General features: G+C 67.1%; 20 protein-coding genes. 3 read left to right on the forward strand and 17 right to left on the reverse strand.

Annotated elements, in window-relative coordinates; translation table 11 throughout:
- Window positions 1–31: 31 nt before the first annotated feature.
- Both PE061_RS02920 and msrA read right to left on the reverse strand, forming a co-directional pair.
- Window positions 32–1,204, reverse strand: coding sequence for an acyl-CoA dehydrogenase family protein (locus PE061_RS02920; protein ID WP_271257726.1), 1,173 nt, complete (start codon window positions 1,202–1,204; stop codon window positions 32–34).
- 33 nt (window positions 1,205–1,237) lie between these two features.
- Window positions 1,238–1,774, reverse strand: coding sequence for a peptide-methionine (S)-S-oxide reductase MsrA (msrA, locus tag PE061_RS02925; protein WP_271259116.1), 537 nt, complete (start codon window positions 1,772–1,774; stop codon window positions 1,238–1,240).
- A gap of 283 nt (window positions 1,775–2,057) precedes the next feature.
- On the opposite strand from msrA, the gene PE061_RS02930 reads away from it, so the two are divergent.
- Both PE061_RS02930 and PE061_RS02935 read left to right on the forward strand, forming a co-directional pair.
- The gene (locus tag PE061_RS02930) at window positions 2,058–2,474 is read left to right on the forward strand and encodes a PEP-CTERM sorting domain-containing protein (RefSeq protein WP_271257727.1); all 417 of its coding nucleotides are present in this window, start codon (window positions 2,058–2,060) and stop codon (window positions 2,472–2,474) included.
- A 57-nt stretch (window positions 2,475–2,531) separates the two neighbouring features.
- On the forward strand, window positions 2,532–3,518 hold the full coding sequence (locus PE061_RS02935; RefSeq protein WP_271259117.1) for a glycerophosphodiester phosphodiesterase: 987 nt from the start codon (window positions 2,532–2,534) through the stop codon (window positions 3,516–3,518).
- Here PE061_RS02935 and der read toward each other — a convergent pair.
- The 5 genes from der to PE061_RS02960 form a co-directional block, all read right to left on the reverse strand.
- On the reverse strand, window positions 3,515–4,882 hold the full coding sequence (der, locus tag PE061_RS02940) for a ribosome biogenesis GTPase Der (RefSeq protein ID WP_271257728.1): 1,368 nt from the start codon (window positions 4,880–4,882) through the stop codon (window positions 3,515–3,517). The two genes, PE061_RS02935 and der, sit on opposite strands and share 4 nt — an antisense overlap.
- A gap of 148 nt (window positions 4,883–5,030) precedes the next feature.
- Complete coding sequence (locus PE061_RS02945; protein WP_271257729.1) at window positions 5,031–6,356, reverse strand: PQQ-binding-like beta-propeller repeat protein; 1,326 nt, start codon at window positions 6,354–6,356, stop codon at window positions 5,031–5,033.
- Window positions 6,356–7,105, reverse strand: a complete 750-nt coding sequence (locus PE061_RS02950; RefSeq protein ID WP_271257730.1) for a tetratricopeptide repeat protein — start codon at window positions 7,103–7,105, stop codon at window positions 6,356–6,358. The genes PE061_RS02945 and PE061_RS02950 overlap by 1 nt, the downstream gene beginning before the upstream one ends.
- Before the next feature lie 60 nt (window positions 7,106–7,165).
- On the reverse strand, window positions 7,166–8,041 hold the full coding sequence (panB, locus tag PE061_RS02955) for a 3-methyl-2-oxobutanoate hydroxymethyltransferase (RefSeq protein WP_271257731.1): 876 nt from the start codon (window positions 8,039–8,041) through the stop codon (window positions 7,166–7,168).
- A 75-nt stretch (window positions 8,042–8,116) separates the two neighbouring features.
- Complete coding sequence (locus PE061_RS02960) at window positions 8,117–8,461, reverse strand: ArsC family reductase (protein ID WP_271257732.1); 345 nt, start codon at window positions 8,459–8,461, stop codon at window positions 8,117–8,119.
- Between the two features lie 80 nt (window positions 8,462–8,541).
- Here PE061_RS02960 and PE061_RS02965 point away from each other — a divergent pair, with 80 nt between their 5' ends.
- Window positions 8,542–9,072 (forward strand): flavin reductase family protein, encoded by a 531-nt coding sequence (locus PE061_RS02965; RefSeq protein ID WP_271257733.1) that lies wholly within the window; start codon window positions 8,542–8,544, stop codon window positions 9,070–9,072.
- A 175-nt stretch (window positions 9,073–9,247) separates the two neighbouring features.
- Here PE061_RS02965 and PE061_RS02970 read toward each other — a convergent pair whose 3' ends face one another.
- The 10 genes from PE061_RS02970 to trbE all read right to left on the reverse strand — a co-directional run bounded on the left by PE061_RS02970 (window position 9,248) and on the right by trbE (window position 19,149).
- Window positions 9,248–10,168, reverse strand: a complete 921-nt coding sequence (locus PE061_RS02970; protein WP_054666124.1) for a nucleotidyl transferase AbiEii/AbiGii toxin family protein — start codon at window positions 10,166–10,168, stop codon at window positions 9,248–9,250.
- Window positions 10,165–10,902, reverse strand: a complete 738-nt coding sequence (locus PE061_RS02975; RefSeq protein ID WP_054666126.1) for a type IV toxin-antitoxin system AbiEi family antitoxin — start codon at window positions 10,900–10,902, stop codon at window positions 10,165–10,167. The genes PE061_RS02970 and PE061_RS02975 overlap by 4 nt, the downstream gene beginning before the upstream one ends.
- A gap of 127 nt (window positions 10,903–11,029) precedes the next feature.
- The gene (locus PE061_RS02980; RefSeq protein ID WP_054666128.1) at window positions 11,030–11,257 is read right to left on the reverse strand and encodes a DUF2274 domain-containing protein; all 228 of its coding nucleotides are present in this window, start codon (window positions 11,255–11,257) and stop codon (window positions 11,030–11,032) included.
- Window positions 11,254–12,519 (reverse strand): TrbI/VirB10 family protein, encoded by a 1,266-nt coding sequence (locus tag PE061_RS02985; RefSeq protein WP_054666130.1) that lies wholly within the window; start codon window positions 12,517–12,519, stop codon window positions 11,254–11,256. The genes PE061_RS02980 and PE061_RS02985 overlap by 4 nt, the downstream gene beginning before the upstream one ends.
- Window positions 12,520–12,521: 2 nt before the next feature.
- A complete protein-coding gene (gene trbG / locus PE061_RS02990) occupies window positions 12,522–13,526 on the reverse strand; it encodes a P-type conjugative transfer protein TrbG (RefSeq protein WP_054666133.1) in 1,005 nt (334 codons plus the stop codon).
- The gene (gene trbF / locus PE061_RS02995; protein ID WP_054666135.1) at window positions 13,523–14,227 is read right to left on the reverse strand and encodes a conjugal transfer protein TrbF; all 705 of its coding nucleotides are present in this window, start codon (window positions 14,225–14,227) and stop codon (window positions 13,523–13,525) included. The genes trbG and trbF overlap by 4 nt, the downstream gene beginning before the upstream one ends.
- Before the next feature lie 17 nt (window positions 14,228–14,244).
- Window positions 14,245–15,597, reverse strand: a complete 1,353-nt coding sequence (trbL, locus tag PE061_RS03000; RefSeq protein WP_054666138.1) for a P-type conjugative transfer protein TrbL — start codon at window positions 15,595–15,597, stop codon at window positions 14,245–14,247.
- Window positions 15,594–15,920, reverse strand: a complete 327-nt coding sequence (locus tag PE061_RS03005) for a hypothetical protein (RefSeq protein ID WP_054666141.1) — start codon at window positions 15,918–15,920, stop codon at window positions 15,594–15,596. Before PE061_RS03005 ends, trbL begins: the two co-directional genes overlap by 4 nt.
- Window positions 15,921–15,931: 11 nt before the next feature.
- A complete protein-coding gene (trbJ, locus tag PE061_RS03010) occupies window positions 15,932–16,687 on the reverse strand; it encodes a P-type conjugative transfer protein TrbJ (RefSeq protein WP_054666143.1) in 756 nt (251 codons plus the stop codon).
- Entirely contained in the window at window positions 16,684–19,149 is a 2,466-nt protein-coding gene (gene trbE, locus PE061_RS03015; RefSeq protein ID WP_054666146.1) for a conjugal transfer protein TrbE, read from the reverse strand. The genes trbJ and trbE overlap by 4 nt, the downstream gene beginning before the upstream one ends.
- Between the last annotated feature and the right edge of the window lie 8 nt (window positions 19,150–19,157).

A 19,157-nucleotide genomic window follows, 5' to 3' on the forward strand; every position in this document is an offset into this window, starting at 1 on the left:
TCTACGGTAACTTTGTAAACTTCGGCACGGCCTATCGCCCCGCGAAAAGCTGCCGCCCGGCGAGATCGAGCAGGATCTCCTCCGATCCGCCGCCGATCGCGTTGACGCGCACCTCGCGGTAGATGCGTTCCACCTTGGAGCCCTTGAGGTAGCTGGCGCCGCCGAGCACTTGCGCCGCATCGCGGGCCACGGCCTCCAGCATCCGCGTCGCCTGAACCTTCAGCATCGCGAAGTCGGCGGGCCGGGTCTTGCCCGCGCGCACCTGCCACGCGCACTGATCGACCCACGCCTGCGTCGCACTCACCTGCCGCGCCATGTCCGCAAGCTTGATGCGGATCGACTGGTGCCCGACGAGCGACTTGCCGAACGTCTCGCGTTCCCGCGCCCACGCGGCCGCTTCCTCGAGGCAGACGCGCGCGTAGGCGCAGGCCCCGTGCGCCATGCCGAGCCGCTCGCTGTTGAAATTGCGCATGATGCCCATGAAACCGGCGTTCTCGGGGCCGATCAGGTTCTCGGGCGGCACCTCCACGTTTTCGAAGTAGAGCGCCGCCGTGTCGGAGCAGTGCCAGCCCATCTTTTCGAGCGGAGTACGCGTGAAGCCGGGCATGTCCGCCTCGATCAGCATCAGCGAGAGGCCGCCCATCCCCTCGCCGCCGGTGCGCACGGCGACGGTCACATAGTCCGCGCGCATACCGCTGGTGATGAACATCTTGCCGCCGTTCACGACATATCTGCTCCCCACCCGCTCGGCCCGTGTGCGGATATTGGCGACATCGGAACCGCCGGACGCCTCGGTGATGCCGAGCGCGATGATCTTCTCGCCCGAAAGCACCGCAGGCGCGACACGCCGCTTCATCTCGTCGCTGCCCATCGCGAGGATCGGCGGCAGGCCGATGCCGTGCGTCATCAGGCTCGCGGTGAGCCCGCCCGCGCCGGGCCGCGCCAGTTCCTCGGACTGCGTGAGGTTGTGGAAGACGTCGAAACCGGCGGAATGGCCGCCGTATTCCTCGGGATAGCCGAGACCGAGAATGCCCGCCTCGGCCGCCTTGCGGTGGAGGCTCCTGGGGATGGCGCGCGCGTCCTCCCATGCGTCGATATGGGGCGCGATCTCGCGCTCCACGAAACGGCGCACGCTCTGCGCCACCGCCTCGTGCGTCTCATCGTAAAAGGGCGAGCGCGCCCGCCAGTCGTCGAAAAGCGTCATGCCCGCGAGGGTCGGCCCGGCAGGCCGTGCCGGTCAACCTCGGCTTTTGAGGCGGTCGGCGTATTTCTCCCGGAATTTCCGGACCTTGGGGCCGACGACGAAGTTGCAGTAGGGCGTCGTGTCGCCGGTCCGCGCATAATATTCCTGGTGATAGTCCTCGGCCGGATACCATGTGCCGCTCTCGATGGTCGTCACCACCGGGTCCGGCCACAGCGCCGCCGCCTTCACGATCGCCGCCTCGGCCGCCGTCCGCTGCGAATCGTCCTGCGGAAAGATCGCCGAGCGGTACTGCGTGCCGACGTCGTTCCCCTGCCGGTTGGGCGTCGTCGGGTCGTGGACGTGGAAGAAGATGTCGAGCAGGTCCGCGTAGCTCACGACCAATGGATCGAAGCGGATGCGGATCGCCTCGGCGTGGTCGGTATCGCCGCCGCAGACCTCCCTGTAGGTCGGATTCGCCGTCCGGCCGCCGATGTAGCCGGATTCGACCGCGGAAACACCTTGAAGATCATCGTAGATCGCTTCCACGCACCAGAAGCATCCGCCTGCGAGGATCGCGGTTTCGGTGGACATCTCGACCCGCTCCGTTCTCATTGCCGTCCGCTGCGGCGGCATGTCGCAAGGGGATCCGCCACGGTTAACCACCTATATTATGTATATTTTCCGCCACAAATTACAAATTCTTGCGGGCGCGGAACGACTTTGGGTTGAGTTGAACTTGTAAATGCAGGATTAATCCGTAACGTAATAGTAACCATCCAACGTCCGTTTTGGGGCCGCATCGCGGACGGAAAGACGAACAGAATATCAACGGGGCCCGCCGACGCTTTGCGCGGCGAGGATAGGGCAGGTTTGTATGAATATCGTTGCTGCTGGAAAGCTCGCGCTGTGCATCTGCACGGGTGCCGCCGTGGGAGCCGGGGTTAACGAGGCGCGCCACAACGCCGCCAAGCCCAAGGTCGTGAAAACGGCCTCGAAGAGCCCGGCGCGCAAGGTCGTGCAGTTCCCGTGCGAACCGTACATCGTCCAGGACCAGATGATGCGCGACGCCCAGATCCCGAGCGACTTCGAGGCAACCGATCTTCCCGAATACGCCGAACTGATCCTGCCGGGCGGCGGCGGCGGTGGCGGCAATGATGGAGGCGGCGGCGATGACGGCGGCGGCGGCGGCGGCACGACGCCGGTTCCCGAACCCGCCATGCTTGCGCTGTTCGGCCTCGGCGCCGCCGGTCTGATCGCGGGCCGCAGGCATCTGCTTCGTCGTAAAAGCTGAACACGGGCACGATAACCGGAGGGTATGAGACTTTTCCTTGCCCTCCCGCTCTTCCTGATGCTTGCTTCCGGCGTGATCGCCGCCGACCGCCCCATCGTGATCGCGCATCGCGGCGCGAGCGGGCTGCTTCCCGAACACACGATCGCCGCCTACACGCGCGCGATCGACGACGGCGCCGACTTCATCGAGCCCGACCTCGTCCCGACCCGCGACGGCGTGCTGGTGGCGCGGCATGAGAACGAGATTTCCGGAACCACCGACGTTGCCGCTCACCCCGAGTTCGCGGATCGCAAACTTACCAAAGTTATCGACGGCGCTGCTGTTACGGGGTGGTTCACCGAGAACTTCACACTTGCCGAACTGAAGACGCTGCGCGCCCGCGAGCGGCTGCCCGAACTGCGCGGCACGGCGAACGACGGCAGGTTCGAAATCCCGACGCTGGGCGAGATCATCGCGCTCGCCAAGGCGCGCGGCGTCGGCATCTACCCGGAAACCAAGCACCCGTCCTACTTCGCCTCCATCGGCCTTCCACTCGAGGCGAAGCTGGCGGCGGCGCTCGACGCCGCGGGCTGGCGCGATGCGGACGCGCCCGTGTTCATCCAGTCGTTCGAGGTGGACAACCTGAAACGGCTGAAGGCGATGACGGGCGTCCGCCTCATCCAGCTGGTCGCGGCAGAGGGCGGACCGGCGGACGGCGCCCATGCGCGCTACGCCGACATGCTGACGCCGGAAGGGCTCAAGGCGATCGCGGCCTATGCCGACGGTATCGGCCCCGAAAAGGGGCTCATCATCCCGCGCAGCGCCGACGGCACGCTCGCAGCGCCGACCCGGCTCGTTGCCGACGCCCATGCCGCAGGGCTCAAGGTCCATCCGTGGACGTTCCGCGCCGAGAACCATTTCCTGCCCGCCGACCACCGGCAGGGCGAAGACCCGCGCGCGCACGGCGATCTCGCCCAAGAGATCCGGGCCTATCTCGCCGCCGGGATCGACGGCCTGTTCAGCGACTTCACCGCCGAAGCCGTCGCGGCGCGGGACGGCCGCTAGGAGCGGTCCCTGTCGAAGGGATTCTTGCCGCCCCTCAGCGTCAGCCGGATCGGCACGCCGGTGAAGCCGAGATCGTCGCGCAGCGAGTTGACGAGGTAGCGGCGGTAGCTTTCCGGAAGCTCGGTGAGGCGGTTGCCGAAGATCACGAACGAGGGCGGGCGCGTGTTCACCTGCGTCACATAGCGGAGCTTCAGGCGCTTGCCGTCGGGCGCGGGCGGCGGGTTGCGCGCGGTCGCGCCCTCGAACCAGCGGTTGAGGCGGCTCGTCGGCACGCGGCGGCTCCACGCCTCGCGCTGCTCGAAGGCGACCTTGACGAGCGTGTCGAGACCCTTGCCGGTCATGCCCGAGACGGTGAGCAGCGGCACGCCCTTGATCTGGGCGAGCCCCTCCTCGAGCGCCTTGCGGACGCCCTGAAAGAGCCGCGACTGGTCTTCGGCCGCGTCCCACTTGTTGAACGCGATGACGAGCGCGCGGCCCTCCTCGATCACCATGTCGGCGATGCGCAGGTCCTGCGCCTCGAGGCCGAGCGTCGCATCGAGCAGCAGCACGACGACCTCGGCGAAATCGATGGCGCGGCGCGTGTCCGCGACCGAGAGCTTCTCCAGCTTCTCCTGAACCTTCGCCTTCTTGCGGACGCCGGCCGTGTCGATCAGACGCACGGGGCGGCCCTGCCAGGTCCACTCGATGGCGATGCTGTCGCGCGTGATCCCCGCTTCCGGGCCGGTGACGAGACGGTCCTGCCCGAGCAGCGTGTTGATGAGCGTGGACTTGCCCGCGTTCGGACGCCCGACGATGGCGAGCTTGAGCGGGCCTTCCGCCTCGCCCTCCGCATCCGATTCATCGGCCGCCGCGGCGACCGCGGCATCGACGTGCGGCGCAAGCGCCTCGAACAGGTCGGCGAGCCCCTCGCCGTGCTCTGCGGAGATGCCGACCGGCTCGCCGAAGCCGAGTGCGTAGGCTTCGAGGATGCCCGCGTCGCCCGAGCGGCCTTCCGCCTTGTTGGCGACGAGCACAACGGGCACCTTCGCGGTGCGCAGCCAGTCCGCGAAGTGCCGGTCCATCGGCGTGAGGCCGGCGCGGGAATCAATCACAAGCAGCGCCGCCGCGGCATCTTCGAGCGCGGCCTCGGTCTGCGCGCGCATCCGCCCCGAGAGCGTGTCCGGCCCAGCGTCCTCCAGCCCTGCCGTGTCGACAGCGATGAAATCGAGATCGAACAGCGTCGCATCGCCCTCGCGGCGGTCGCGCGTCACGCCCGGCGTGTCGTCGACGAGCGCGAGGCGCTTGCCGACGAGCCGGTTGAACAGCGTCGACTTGCCGACGTTCGGGCGCCCAATGATGACGACCTTGGGTTTTGTGCTGGTCATGGCTTTAGGGCCGATCGACATTCAGCCCTGACGGCCTGCAAATGGCGGCTTCCCGCGCTTCCGATGCTCACGCACCTCACGTGCGCTGCGCTTCGGGTCACGGAAATCCACCATTTTCGGCTCGTCATCATCTGAATGTCGATCGGCCCTAGCGGTAGGCGCTCAGGCGGCCGTCCTCGGAGAGGATGTAGAGCGTGTTGTCGGCGACCGCGGGCTCGAGGAAAATATCCTTCCCCACCTCTTTCGTGGACAGCACGGTGCCGTCGGCCGGGGACACCGTGACGAGCTCGCCCTCGCTGTTGACGAGGTAGAGACGGTCCGACGCCAGCACCGGCCCCTGCCAGATGATCGGGTTCTTGCGCTTCTTGACGTTGCGCCAGCGCTGAAGCTGCGTCACCCAGCGCACGCGGCCGTCCGCGCGCTGCACGGCGACGAGCTCACCGTCCACGGTCACCGCGAAGATATATTCGCCCGCGACCCACGGCATCGAGGTGCCCGCGAAATTGCGTTCCCAGACGCGCTGGCCGGTCGACAGGTCGAGCGCCACCATGCGGCCGCCGTGCCCGATCGCGTAGACGCGGCCCTCGCTGATGACCGCCGAGGCGTCGATGTCGCTGAGCGCGGCGAGCGAGGTGGTGGAGCCGGTGCGGTTCAGCGCGTCCTGCCAGACGCCGCGGCCGTTCTCGACGCGCAAGGCGATGAGCTCGCCGCTGGAGAAGCCGACGACGGCCGTGCCGAGCGCAACGGCGGGCGCCGCGGTGCCGAGCAGGCCGGCGGGCTCGACGGTCGCGGCGTTTTCCCAGAGCGTTTCGCCGGTCGCGGTGGAGAGCACCTGCAACTGGTTGTCCTGCGTCATCACGAAAAGCTGCGTGCCCTCGACGGAGGGCGCGCCGCGCAGCGGCATACCGATGTCCACGCGCCACGCCTCCGCGCCGGTCGCGGCATCATAGGCCGCGACGAGGCCGTAACCAGAGGTCGCATAGACGCGGCCGCCATCGGTGGCGACGCCGCCGCCGAACGCGACATTGTCGGATTCGCCAGCCTTGCGCAGGGTCGCCGACCAGAGCTGGCCGCCGTTCGCGGCGCTGAACGCGCGAACCACCGATTCCGTGTCGATCGTGTAGACGCGCCCGCCCGTGACAACCGGTCCGGCCGTGAGACGGCGCCCCCGGTCGCTGCCGCGGCCGATGGAGACCGACCACGCCCGCGAGGGGTTCTCACGCAGGCTGAGATGGCCGAGCGCCTTCGACGCGCTGCCGCCGGGCTGCGTCCAGTCCGCATTGACGACCGGCGGAGGCAGCGCGACCGCGGTCTCGGCAAGGTCGGGATCGGCGGTCGTCCGCGCCTCGTAGGTGAGCACCGCGAGGCGCTCTCCGGCCAGCTTCGACTTGTTCTTGTCTCCGCCGCCGCGAAAGATTCCGCAGCTGGCGAGCGCCAGCACCAGCGGCAGGGCGACAATAAGCGATTTACGCATCAGTTCTTTCCGGTTGTCGCGCCGGTTGCCGGGGCATCGGCTGCGGAAGCGGGAGTTGAGGGGACATCCGCATCGGGCAGGCTGCCGAGCGAGGCCGCCAGCTGTTGCGCGCGCTGCCGCAGAGACGGCGCGATGGTTTCGTCCGACGAGATCGCGGCGAAGATCGGCCCCGCAAGCTCGGGCTTGCCTTCATTGATATAGGCGACCGCGAGCATTTCGCCCGCGACGCCGAACCACGGCGCGCCGGGCTGCGCGAGCGGCTTCAGCCGCGTCACGACCTCGGCGGGCGCGAGCGTATCGTATTCGACGCGCACCGCCGTGATGCTCGCGAGATCGCGCAGCGGCTGCGGCAGTTTCCTGTCGGCGGCGAGCGCCTGATACTCGGCGAGCGCCGCGGCATTGTCGCCGTTCTCGACCGCGCGCGACGCCTTGGTGAAGCGGGCGAGCACGGTGTAGCCGCCGTACTCGCCGGTCGCGAAGCGCTCGATCTCCTGAACCGCCTTGGCGTTGCCAAGCTCCAGCCCCTGCTGCGCCGCCGAGAATTCCTCGCTGAGCACGCCGACCTTGCGGACCTGCTCCTCGCGCCACCAGAGGAAGCCGGCGAGCGCGACGAGGCCGAGGCCGATCGCGATGACGATCCAGCGCCCGTAGCGGTTCCAGAACCCGGCGAGCTGATCCTTGCGGACTTCCTCGTCAACCTCGCGGAAGAAGGCGTCTTCGGGCGCCGTGCCCGATGGTTCCCTGGCCAATGTCGTGCCTCTCAAAATGTGCGCGGGACCATAGCGATGGCCGCGCGCGCACGCAAAACCCTATTTTTCCTCGTCGGCCCGGTAGAGGTTGTCCTCCGTGGGGAAGGTCCGCGCGCGCACGTCGGCCGCATAGGCCTTCACCGCGTCCGCCACGACCTTCGACATCGCGCCGTAGCGCTTCACGAACTTCGGCGTCCGCTCGAACAGGCCGAGCATGTCCTCCGCCACCAGCACCTGACCGTCGCACTGCGCCGAGGCGCCGATGCCGATGGTCGGGCACGCCACCTTCTGCGTGATCTCGATGGCGATCGGCTCCATCACGCCCTCGATGACGATCGAGAAGGCCCCGGCGTCCGCCATCGCCACGGCATCGCCGACGATCGAACGCGCCTCCGCCTCGCTCTTGCCGCGCACGCCGTAGCCGCCGAGAATGTTCACCGCCTGCGGCGTGAGGCCGACATGCGCCATCACCGGGATGCCGCGCGAGGTGAGGAACTCCACCGTCGGCGCGAGCACCTTGCCGCCTTCGAGCTTCACGGCGGCGGCGCCGGTTTCCTTCAAAAGCCGCGAGGCGTTGGTGAACGCCTGCTCCGGCGAGGCCTCGTAGCTGCCGAACGGCATGTCGACGATGACGGCGGCGTGATAGCTGCCGCGCACGACGGCAGCGCCGTGCGCGCACATCATCTCCATCGTCACGGCCACCGTATGCGGCAGGCCGTAGATCACCTGCCCCAGCGAATCGCCGACGAGCAGCATGTCGCAGTGCGGGTCCATGATCTGCGCCATGCGGACCGTGTAGGCGGTGAGCATGACGAGCGGCTCGCCGCCCTTGCGCTGCCGGATGCGCGGCACCGTGAGGCGCTTCATCGGCGCCGGGGTGGGGTTGGCACGGCTCGTCGAGGTGTCGAGCGTGAGCGTCGTCGAGGTCGTAGACATGGGTGCGGCTTGTAACGCCTCCGTGCAGGCGTGGAAAGTTCTTGGGGAAAGCCCGGGAGGACCCCGGCGAGACGCTCAGCGGAGCGCGGCGGCGTAAGCCTCCGGCTTGAAACCGGCGAGCCGCGCCTTGCCGTCATCGAGGATGGGGCGCTTGATCATCGAAGGCTGCGCCAGCATCAGGTCCACCGCCTTCCGCGCGTCGAGGTTCCCGCGGTCCGCCTCCGGCAGCTTGCGGAACGTCGTCCCGGCGCGGTTGAGCACGGTTTCCCAGCCGAGCTCCTTCACCCATGCCTCGAGCCGCGCGCGGTCGATGCCCGCCTTCTTGTAGTCGTGGAACGCGTAGTCGACGCCGTTCGCCTCAAGCCACGCGCGTGCCTTCTTCACCGTGTCGCAGTTCGGAATCCCGTACATCGTCACCATCGTCTCATGCTCCCGATCCTTGTCGCCGCGCCCCAAGCCCGCATTGACCTGTTGCCGCCGATCCGCGAGGCTGGCCGCCCATGAAGAACCTGCCGCTCGCCCGCGTCTACCAGCTGCTCGAACCGGGGCCGGTCGTGCTGCTGACCACCGCCGCGAAGGGCCGCAGCAACGTGATGACCATGTCGTGGCATATGATGGTGGAGTTCACGCCGCCGCTCGTCGCCTGCGTCGTCAGCCCCGCCGACCACAGCTTCCGGGCGCTGCGCGCGACGAAGGAGTGCGTGATCGCGGTTCCGGCCGTCGCGCTCGCGCCGAAGGTGGTCGGGATCGGCAACTGCTCGGGCCGCGACGTCGACAAGTTCGAACGGTTCGGGCTGACGCCGGTTCCGGCGCGCATGGTGGCGCCGCCGCTCGTCGCCGAATGCTTCGCCAACCTCGAATGCCGGGTGGCGGACACGCGGCTCGTGAACGCCTACAGCCTGTTCGTGCTGGAGGTCGTGAAGGCGTGGACCGATCCCGCGCAGAAGGAGCCGCGCACGATCCACCATCGGGGCTACGGCCGCTTCGCGGTGGACGGCGAGACGATCACGCTCGCCTCGAAGATGCCCTGACCGCCTCACTCCGACCGCCTCACTCCCACTCGATCATCAACAGCTCACGCAAGTCCGCGTGGTTAAAGGGATTTGCTTTGATCGACATAGGCCGTTACCGTCGCTTTTACCGTCAGAAAAACAGGTCCTTTGCTGGCGCGGGTTTACGCGGCATCGGCTCATCATCAATCAGCGCTTAGGATACCGCAGCCAGTCGCGTAGCGAGCAAGTCGGCCTGCTCGGCAAACTTCTTCGCATCGGTCTTCTGCAACTGCGCCAGGTTGCGCAGCTTCCAGCGGATGCCAGGCAGATGTTCGAGGTGTGCGATGCCCAGCAGCGACCACTCCGGCGTGCCAGCGGCCAGCGACAGCAGGAAGCGCCGCTCGTCGTCGTCCAAGCCCTGCTGGATTTCGCGCACCATGCGCTCGCGGGCAGCAAGCAGCGCATCGAGCGGCACGGGCTCGGCCGTCATGCCTTGGAAGTTGTGCTCATAGTCATGCCGGATGTCCCGCAGGGGCGTGAATAGCACTTCATGGATCGGCCGATTGCTGCTGGCCAGGTAGACCACGAAGGCACGCCGGATGCCGGGCGTGATGCCCTCATGCGCAAAGAGCTGCATCACGTCGAACAGGTCACGTGGGTGCTGCCGATCCAGTGCCGCCACCAGCTTGCCGCCGTACACGTCCTCCAGCGACGCCACCGGGATCTCCAGATCAGCCAGCAAAGTGTCGCGGGCAATCGGCGTCAGCGAAGCGCGGCGCACCGGTTGCACCGTGCCGCGCATGACGAAGTTGACTTCGACCTTGACCTGAATCGAGCCGCGACGCACCAGCAACTTCGTCTCCCCTGCTGCTGCCGCTGGTGCGTGCGTCTGGAATCCCCGCTTCTTTAACCGCTCGGCGGCCTGCCGAACGGCCTCGTTGATACGCGCCAACGCCTCGTCACGCGGCAGCGTGTGATCGGGAAAGACCAGATCGAGATCGACCGACAGACGCGGCATGTCGCGCACAAACAGATTGATCGCCGTGCCGCCCTTCAGCGCAAAGGTGTCATCCGCGAACACCAGCGGCGCTACCTGCGTCAGCAGGCGCGCGGTATCGAGATAGGTCTGGTTCATGGCTTGAGCACCAGCAGGCCGTCGGACGACCGGGACACCCAGGGCCGGTCGCTACCCGTCGGAAGCGTGGCCGGATCGAGCTTGGCCGCCCAAGGCAGTGACGCCTCGCGGCCGAGTTGCAGGCACAGCCGCACGGTCTTGACGCTTGTGCAGTGCTGCAACAGTTCGCGCAGCACATCGGCGCGTAGGCCGTAGGCGCTCTCGACGAGTTCGCGGGCTTCCTGCAAGGGCTGGCGCACGCCAACCTCGCTCAACAGTTCCAGCAATGCGCGCTCCGGCGCCGACACCTGCGGCGCCCCGCTGCGCTTCTCGAACGGGCCGACGTGCAGCAAGGCGTCCGGCTGCTCATCGAACAGCCGCTTGCGGTGGTACTCGGCCGGGAAGCGTTCGGTGAACCATTGCGGCAAGCGCGCTGCCTTCCAGCCATACAGGTGCAGCACCGGCTGCTGCGACACGTACTGCCGCACACCGTACCAGTCCAGCGCCGACTTGCCGCCGACGTGCAACCCCTCGAATTGGCGCTGCAACAGCAGCAGGCTGGGATGGAGCGCCGGGACGTCGTTCGGACGGCAGAACACTCCCCGCGCCAGGCGCGTGAGCCACCCTGCCCGGACGTAGTGAACGGCCAGGTCGGCAGAGATGCCCAACGCCGCCAAGTCCTCAGAGGTCAGCGGCGTTCCCGGTGCCAGCCGGGTGTAGAGCGCGTTTAGCTTGCTTGAATTAGTCGTAGCCATGCTACGGTTTTTACAACTTTTCCAAGCGATAGTCAATTTAATATGGCGTACCCAGTCGTAGTTTGAATACGATGATGGCAACATATCCAAAATCTCATCCATTCGGCGCAGCGGCGCGGAAAGACGGTTACTTGTCGTCTCCCCTGCCCCGCTTGAATCCCCGATCCGCCGCCATGAACGCCTCCAGCATGTGCGGGATCAGCGTCATGGCATCGACCGTCTCACCATACGCCTGCGCGTGCAGCGCAGCGTAGCGGTCAAGGTCGGCCTTCAGGCTGGCCGGGCAGGCGAAGGTCAGCTTGATGCTCTCGGTCTTGGGCAGCGGCCCGAGCCGCAGCTTCTTGGTCATGCTCATTGCATCGCCCCCCGCTGGAAGAACATCGGCTGGTAAGGCCGCAACACCAAATCGCGGTTGACGATGATCCGCACCGGCAGGCCCGGCCGCTCGGTCAGCGTCGGCTGGATGTTCATGTTGCGCCGGGTCATCTCCTGGCCGACTTGATTGATGCTGTCCTGCGTGCTGTCGCGCCCAGCGATCACGATGCGGTTGCCATCCTGCCGGTTCTCCGGCGCGGCCAGCTCGGCACCCACGCCCAGCAGCGTGGTCAGCGCCGCACCCGCAAAGATGCGCCCCCAATGCCAATCGACGCCATCCTCCAGGCCGGAATAGCCGGCCGGATCGGTGCCAGCCAGGTTGTCGAGCTTCAGCGAAGACGTGTCCGGCAGGATGACCCGGTTCCACACCACCTGCACGCGGCTCTGCCCATAACTGACCTGGCTGTTGTAGCGCCCAAGGATGCGCGATCCCTGCGGGATCAGCAGGAACTTGCCCGTGGCCGTGTCATAGACCGGCTCCGTCACCGTGGCGATCACGTCGCCCGGAAGATCGGACTTGATGCCCGTCACCAGCGCCCCGGCGATCACCGTTCCGGCCATCACCTGGTACGGCGAGGACGGCATTTGCAGATTGCCGGAATTGCGGGTTTCCGTAGAACCGTCCTTCAGGAAGGCCTCTTTCTGGTCTTGCCGGTTCTGCACAGCGGTGGGGTCGGCGGGCTGGGCCGCCGTCGAGGCCGGGCCAGCCGCCAGCGGATCGAATCCCGCCAAGCCCGATGTCGGGCCGGTCGCAGCGACTTGCGCCGTGGCTGGCGCAGCGGCCTTGCCCTGGTTGCCGGAGCGAAAGAACACCGACGAAGCCGCCGCCGCATCGGCCTCCTTGCGCAGCGCGTCGGCCGGGTCGTGGCCCGGTGGCGCATAGGTGGGCGTCACCGGTTGCTGCGAATGCACGATGGCCGGCCCCAGGTCGCCCGGCAGCGGCGGCCCCAACTCGGGCACCTTCGGCGGCAGCTTCGAGTAGTCGGCCGGCAGGCCATCCAGCCCTTCGGACTTCGAGACGCGATCCACGTTGTACAGCTCGGTCTGCTCGCTTGCGCGCCGGTGCGGCTGCAACGACCAGATCGTGGCCCCGAGCACGGCGACCGACAGGCCGCCCGTGAGGATGGCCAAGGTGCGCCGATTCAGGCGCGTGACCGGGCGCGGTTGTGCGCGCAGCACCACCGCCTCGGGCGCGACCTTGCCCGCCTGCGGTGCAAGATCAGGGGAATCGTCCTGGCTCATGGTCAGTTCCTCCGCGTGCCACCCGAGACACCATCTGTGCGCTCGATCCGCACCACGTCGCCCTTGTCACCGCCCAGGCGCAGCTCGGCCGCGCCGAACAGGCGATCCACGATGTAGTACGGCGGGCGAAAGCGGTAGTTCACCAACTGCCCGTCACCCTGGGCACCGATCACGAACAGCGGCGGCAGCTCGCCCTGGGCGATGCCCGGCGGAAACTGGATGTAGACCTTCTCGCCATCGTCGAAAGCGCGCAGCGGCTTCCACGGCGGGTTGCTGCCACTGACCGCATAGCGGAAGCGGATCTTCTCCAGCGACAGCCCGGCATCGACCGGTGCGGCGGCGCTGGCCGCCTGTGCCTGGCGCTGCAAAGCCAGCATCTTGTCCTTGGGATATTCCCAGGAGGCCGACGCCATCCACGTCTTCTCGGTCGATGTCAGCTCCAGCAGGTAGGTACGCCGACTCGTGGTGATGACTAAATTGGTCTTGAGGCCCGAACGGATGGGCTTGACCATCACATTGACGCGCAGCGCATCACCGCTGCCGCTCGATGTATCCCCGACGATCCAGCGCACGGTGTCGCCGGCGGCCACCGTCACCAGTTCCTCGCTCGGCTGGAGAGCGATCACGGTCACGCGGCCCACGGCCGCATAGACCTGGTACAGCGCACCATCGGTGAAAGGCCACACCTGAATCGCGTTGACGTAGCCTTCGCGCGTGGGCGCAATGCGCGCTTCGGCATTGGCGCGGGACACGCGCACGGTTTCATCGGCAGGTTCCGCGGCGGGCTTGGCATCCGGGATGGGTTTCATCTGCGTCGGCATCGGCAGCACCTGCGGCACGGCCACCACTTCCACCGGCTTCGGCGCCTCGGGCAGCGGCTGGGCTTGCACCGGCTCATCAAGCGAGATGGACGGCGGCGGCTTGCCCTGCGTGGCGCAGCCCGAGAACAGTACGGTCGAAGCCAACAGCATCACCAGCAAGGCGGATTTACGGAAAAGTGCATTCATGGCTTGGCTCCTTCGTTCGCTTCCAGTTCGCGGCTCCACGACAGGCCGTTGACGTAGATACCCAAGGGGTTCTTGCGCAGGCGCTGCTCGGTGCGCGGAGCTTGCAGCACCGTGGAAATCACCGCGTTCCAGCGTTCGGTGCGATCCAATGCGCCGTTGACGAAGCGCGTCTCCGTCCAGCGCACGTTGAACGACGTGTCGCTGGCGCGAGTCACGCTGCTGATCTGCACCGTCACCGATTCCTTGCCGATGCGCGCGAACGGATCGTTCACACGGGCGTACTCGTTGAGCACCACGGCGCCTTTGTCGGTCGTGTAGTCGTAGGCATCGAGCCAGTTCTGTCGCACCACGATGGGGTCAATGGACAGCGAGCGCACCAGGCCGATGAAGCGGCCGAGGTGATAGGCAATCTGCGCATCGCTGGGCCGGTACGGCGTGGCGGCTTCGCCGACGGCGCGCACTTGGCCCGCGTTGTCCACCTCGATGACGTAGGGCGTGACGATGGACTGCGCCGAGCGCCACACCAGGCCGCCCGCCATCAGCACCGCCAGCGTGAGACAGCCGAAGGCCATGAAACGCCAGTTCTTCGCCTGCACGCGGGCCGAGCCGATGCGCTCGTCCCAGACCTGCGCGGCGGATTGGTATGGGGTGGCAGGTTGCGGCGTGTCGGCGTAGCGCACCTGTGGTCGTTTGAATCGCATGGGGTTCTCCTTGAAGATCAGGAATCGGAATCGCGCAGGCTCGGGCCTTGGCTAGAGCTGCCGCCGTCGCCACCGCGCAGCGTGTGGGCGGCGGTCGTCGCTGCATGGGTGAGCTGCTGCCTGCGATGCAGGCGCTTGGCCCAGGCGGGTTGCGCGGTGGATGGGGTTGGCTCGTTCGCAGTCTGTGCGGCACTGGCTCCCGACGCCGATCCGGCGTCGCCCGGCCGGAAGGCGGCGGCGACACGCTCCTTCATCGAGCGCGCCCCATCGGCCACCTTCTGCCCGGCCGCCTGCGCGCCGGTCTTGGCGACATTGCCCACGCCGGCGGCAGCGCCCTTGAGGCCTCCGCCGGCGGATGCAGAGCCAGCCTGGAACGCCGACCGTGCGCTACTGGCCGTCGAAGCGGCGGCACGCGCTCCGCTGCCGGCCAGCTTGGCGGCTGCGGGCGCCATACGCGCACCGGCAGCGACTGCGCCGCCGACACCCGTGGCCGCAGCGCCCACCGCAACGGCCGCGCCGGCTGCACCCAGCGCGGCACCGGCCATCGCGCCCGCGCCGAGCTGCGGCCCACCGGACACCAGCCCGGTTGCAATGCCCGGCCCGAAGATGCCCAAGGCCAGCAGCGTCAGCGAGGCCAGCATCACGACCACGGAGTGGTCGATGGATGGCTCGGCCGGCTGTACCTGAAACTCGGCGAACAGTCCCGAGCCGATGCCCACGATCACCGCCAGCACCAGCACCTTGATGCCCGAAGACACCACGTTACCCAGCACCTTCTCCGCGAGGAATGCGGTCTTGTTCCAGAGTGCGAACGGCACCAGCACGAAGCCCGCGAGCGTGGTCAGCTTGAACTCGATCAGCGTGATGAAAAGCTGGATCGCCAGCACGAAGAAGCACAGGAGGACGATCAGCCACGCCAGGAACATCACGACGATGGGCGTGATGTTCACGAACACCTCGGGAAAGCCCGCCATGTCGCCGATCTGCTTCAGGATCGGTGCCCCGGCGTCGATGCCGACCTTCGCCAGTCGGCCCGGTTGCAGGAAGCTCTCCATGCTCAGGGTCGAGCCGCTGGCCGTCAGGCCGAGGCCCGCGAATGAGCGGAACACGATGCCGGCCAGCCAGTTGAAGTTGCCGATGATGTAGGCGAAGGCACCGACGTACAGCACCTTGCGTATCAGCTTGGCGATCACGTCCTCGCCTTGGCCGGTGGCATGGCCCATCGCCCAGAACAGCCCGGCAAGCGTCATGTCGATGACGATCAGCGTGGCGGTCAGAAACGCCACCTCGCCGTGCAGCAGGCCGAAGCCCGAGTCGATGTAGCGCGAGAAGGTATCGAGGAAGCGGTCGATGACCGTCACGTCGTTCATGGCGAGCCCTCCTGCTCAGGCAGAGCGATTGCCCCACTGCCATCGGCGGGTTCATCGAAGCTGGGCGGGATCGGCGGCAGGTCGGCCAGCGTCTGGTACTCGCCCGGCCCAGCGTGGCCGGAGAGAAAGCGCCGCAGGTCGGCCTGCGCCACCTGCGTGCAAAACGCGCCGTCGTGCTCGCCCACGCGGCACTGCGCGCGCAACGCACGCAGCCGGGACGCATCGGCGGCCAGCGCATCCACCGACAGCCGCTGCGGCTGGTCACAGCCGGCCAGCACAAGCGCATGAACGGCGAAAGCAAACACGACGGGCGTGCGTTGCATGGCAGCCTCCGTCAGCGGTTGTAGAAGTTCACGGATTGCGGCGTGTATGGCGTGCCTTCGCCCAGGAAGCGGCGCGTCACCTCGCGCCCGCGCTCCGTGGCCGCCGCCTGCCGCGCCAGCTCCAGCGAGGCCGCGCGGTCTTGCGTGATCTGCAGCCGTTGCGTCTGGATCGACTGCTTGGCCTGCAAAGCCAACAACTGGTTCATGGCCTGCATCGCTTGCAGCGCACCCTCGGCCGACTGGCTCTTGCCCACGAGATCGGCCAGCACGCTTTCGTCATCGCTCAGGTTCTGCGACGCCTGGGCCTGCATCTGCATGGTGGTTTGCAGTCCGTTGAGCGTGTTCTTCCAACGCTCCTGCGCGTCGAGATACATCTGGTTGCCACTCACTGTAGCGGCGTACTTCTCGGGATACAGACGTGCGAACTCGCGGTCGATGCTCGTCACGTCATAGGCCAGGCCCTTGGCCTGTGCGATGAGGCGCTGGGTGGTTGCCAGGTTCGCGCGCAACTGGCCCACCACGCTGGACGGCAGGCTGGCCAGGTTGCGTGCCTGATTGATGAGCATCTGCGCTTCGTTCTGGAGCTGGCGGATCTGGTTGTTGATCTGCTCCAGCGTGCGAACCGCCGTGAGCGTGTTCTGCACCAGATTGGTCGGGTCGAGCACGATGTCGCCGACGCCGAACAGCGCGTGCGCAGGCTGCGCGACGCCGAAGGCGAGCACGCAGGCGGCGGTCAGCGCGGCGAGCTTGGGGACATAGGTTTTCATGGCTGGTTCTCCTGTGGATGGCTGGGGATGAGGGCGGCACACGGCGCAGGGCCGGGGAAATCGCGCAGCAGATCGGCCGCCCAATCAAGGCTGCGGTGGCGCAGCCATGCGGCTGCGAACGGAGTGGATGCGGATGAAGCGGCAGCGAGCACCGCGTCGATGTCGCGCTGGTCTTGCGGCGTGGAGGCACCCGCGAAGGCCAGCGTCGCGGCGCCCAGGTCGAGGTCGAACAGGCGGTTGCCGAGGCGGGATTGGTAGTAGTAGTCGCGCTTCGGCTGCGCGGTGGCGACGATCTCGATCTGCCGCCTGCTGAGGCCGAAACCCTCGTAGATCGTGCGAATCTGCGGCTCGGTGGCCTGCGGGTTCGGCAGGAAGATGCGGCTTGCGCAACTCTCGATGATCGCGGGCGCGATGCTCGAATCCTTGATGTCGGCGAGGCTCTGCGTGGCGAAGATCACCGAGACGTTCTTCTTGCGCAACGTCTTGAGCCACTGGCGGATGCGCGCGGCAAACACCGGGTCATCGAGGAACAGCCACGCTTCATCGAGGATCAGCAGCGTGGGCGCCCCGTCGAAGCGTTCATCGAAACGCGCAAAGAGGTAATGCAGCACGGCCATGACGGCGGCCTTGCTGTGCATCAGCTCCTCCATCTCGAAGCACCGCACGTCGGCCATGCCCAGCCGGTCATGATCGGCGTCCAGCAGCTTGCCGTGGGCACCGCCGAGCACATACGGCGACAGCGCCTGCCGCAGCGCGTTCGATTGCAGCAGCACGGAAAGCCCTGTCATCGTGCGCTGCTCCAACGGCGCACCGGCGAGGCTTCCCAGCGCCGACCAGATGGCCGCCTTTTCGTCGGGGCCGACCGCCACGCCCTCATGCAGCAAGCGGCCTTCGATCCATTCTGCCGCCCAGGTGCGGTAGCCTTCGCGGTCGATGCGTGCCAAGGGCTGGAAGGCGATTTCGCCATCCGTCCCGAGGTCGTAGTGCTCGCCACCCAGGCCCAGGATGGTGGCGCGCATGGAACGGCCCATGTCGAATGCGACGATGCGCGAACCGCGATAGCGGCGGAACTGCATTGCCAGCGTGGCGAGCAATACCGACTTGCCCATGCCGGTCGGCCCCGCGACCAGCGTGTGGCCCACGTCGCCGATGTGCGTCACAAGCCGGAACGGCGTGGCGCCGTCGGTGCGTGTCACGATCAGCGGGGGGCCGTCGAGGTGTTCGTTCTTCTCCGGTCCGGCCCATACCGCCGATACCGGCATCATGTGCGCCAGGTTCAGCGTTGAAACGATGGGCTGGCGCACGTTGGCGTAGGCGTTGCCCGGAATGGACGACAGCCACGCATCCACGGCGTTGAGCGTTTCCGGGATGGTGACGAAACCCCGACCCTGGATGACGCGCTCCACCATGCGCAGCTTCTCGTCGGCCACCGCAGGATCGGCGTCGAGCACCGCTACCGTGGCGGTGAGGTAGCCAAAGGCGACTTGATCGCTGCCCAGCTCCTGCAAGGCGGCATCGGCATCGGCGGCCTTGTTGCTGGCGTCGGTATCGACCAGCGGCGATTCCTGCTGGAAGATGGTTTCGCGCAGCAGCGCGATAACGTTCTTGCGCTTGGCGAACCACTGGCGGCGCAGGCGGGCGAGTTCTCTTTCCGCCTCGGCTTTGTCCAGGCACAGAAAGCGCGTACTCCAGCGATAGGCAAAGCCCAGGCGGTTGAGGTCGTCCAAAATCCCCGGCCAGGTTGAGGTCGGAAAGCCCCGCACCGACACCACGCGCAGGTGTTGCTCGCCCAGCATGGGCGCCAGGCCACCGACCAGTGCGGAGTCGGTCAGCAGCGCGTCGATGTGGAACGGCACTTCGGGCACGCCCACGCGATAGCGCCGCGTTGAGATGGTCGCGTGCAGGTAGGTCAGCGTCTGCCCGTCGTCGAGCCAGTCAATTTCCGGCATCACGCCGTCGAGCAGGTCAAAGACGCGATCCGTTTCCGCGACGAACGCTTGCAGCCGCTCGCGCCAGTCCACGCCATTCGTCGGCGTGTTCTCGTAGAGCATCTTGGCTGCACGGGCGCGGGATTCTTCCGGCGGCAGGTAAAGCAGCGTCAGGTGATAGCCGCTCTCAAAGTGATTGCCAGATTCCTCGAAGGTCGCGCGGCGTTCCTCGTCCACCAGCCAGGACAGCGGCTCGGGAAACTCCGAGTGTGGATAGTCGGCAGCGGGACGGCGCTCGGCTTCAATGAACAGCGCCCAGCCCGAACCCATGCGGCGCAGCGCGTTGTTCAAGCGTGCCGACGTAGCGATCAACTCACCCTGCGTCGCGCTGTCGAGGTCAGGCCCGCGAAACCGGGCCGTGCGCTGGAAACTGCCATCCTTGTTCAAGACGACGCCCAGTGCGACCAGCCCGGCCCAGGGCAGCCAGTCGGCAAGCAAGGCTGGGCGCTGGCGATATTCGGCGAGGTTCAGCATCGCGGCGT

It is taken from the genome of Sphingosinicella microcystinivorans (assembly GCF_027941835.1).
Classification (GTDB): domain Bacteria; phylum Pseudomonadota; class Alphaproteobacteria; order Sphingomonadales; family Sphingomonadaceae; genus Sphingosinicella.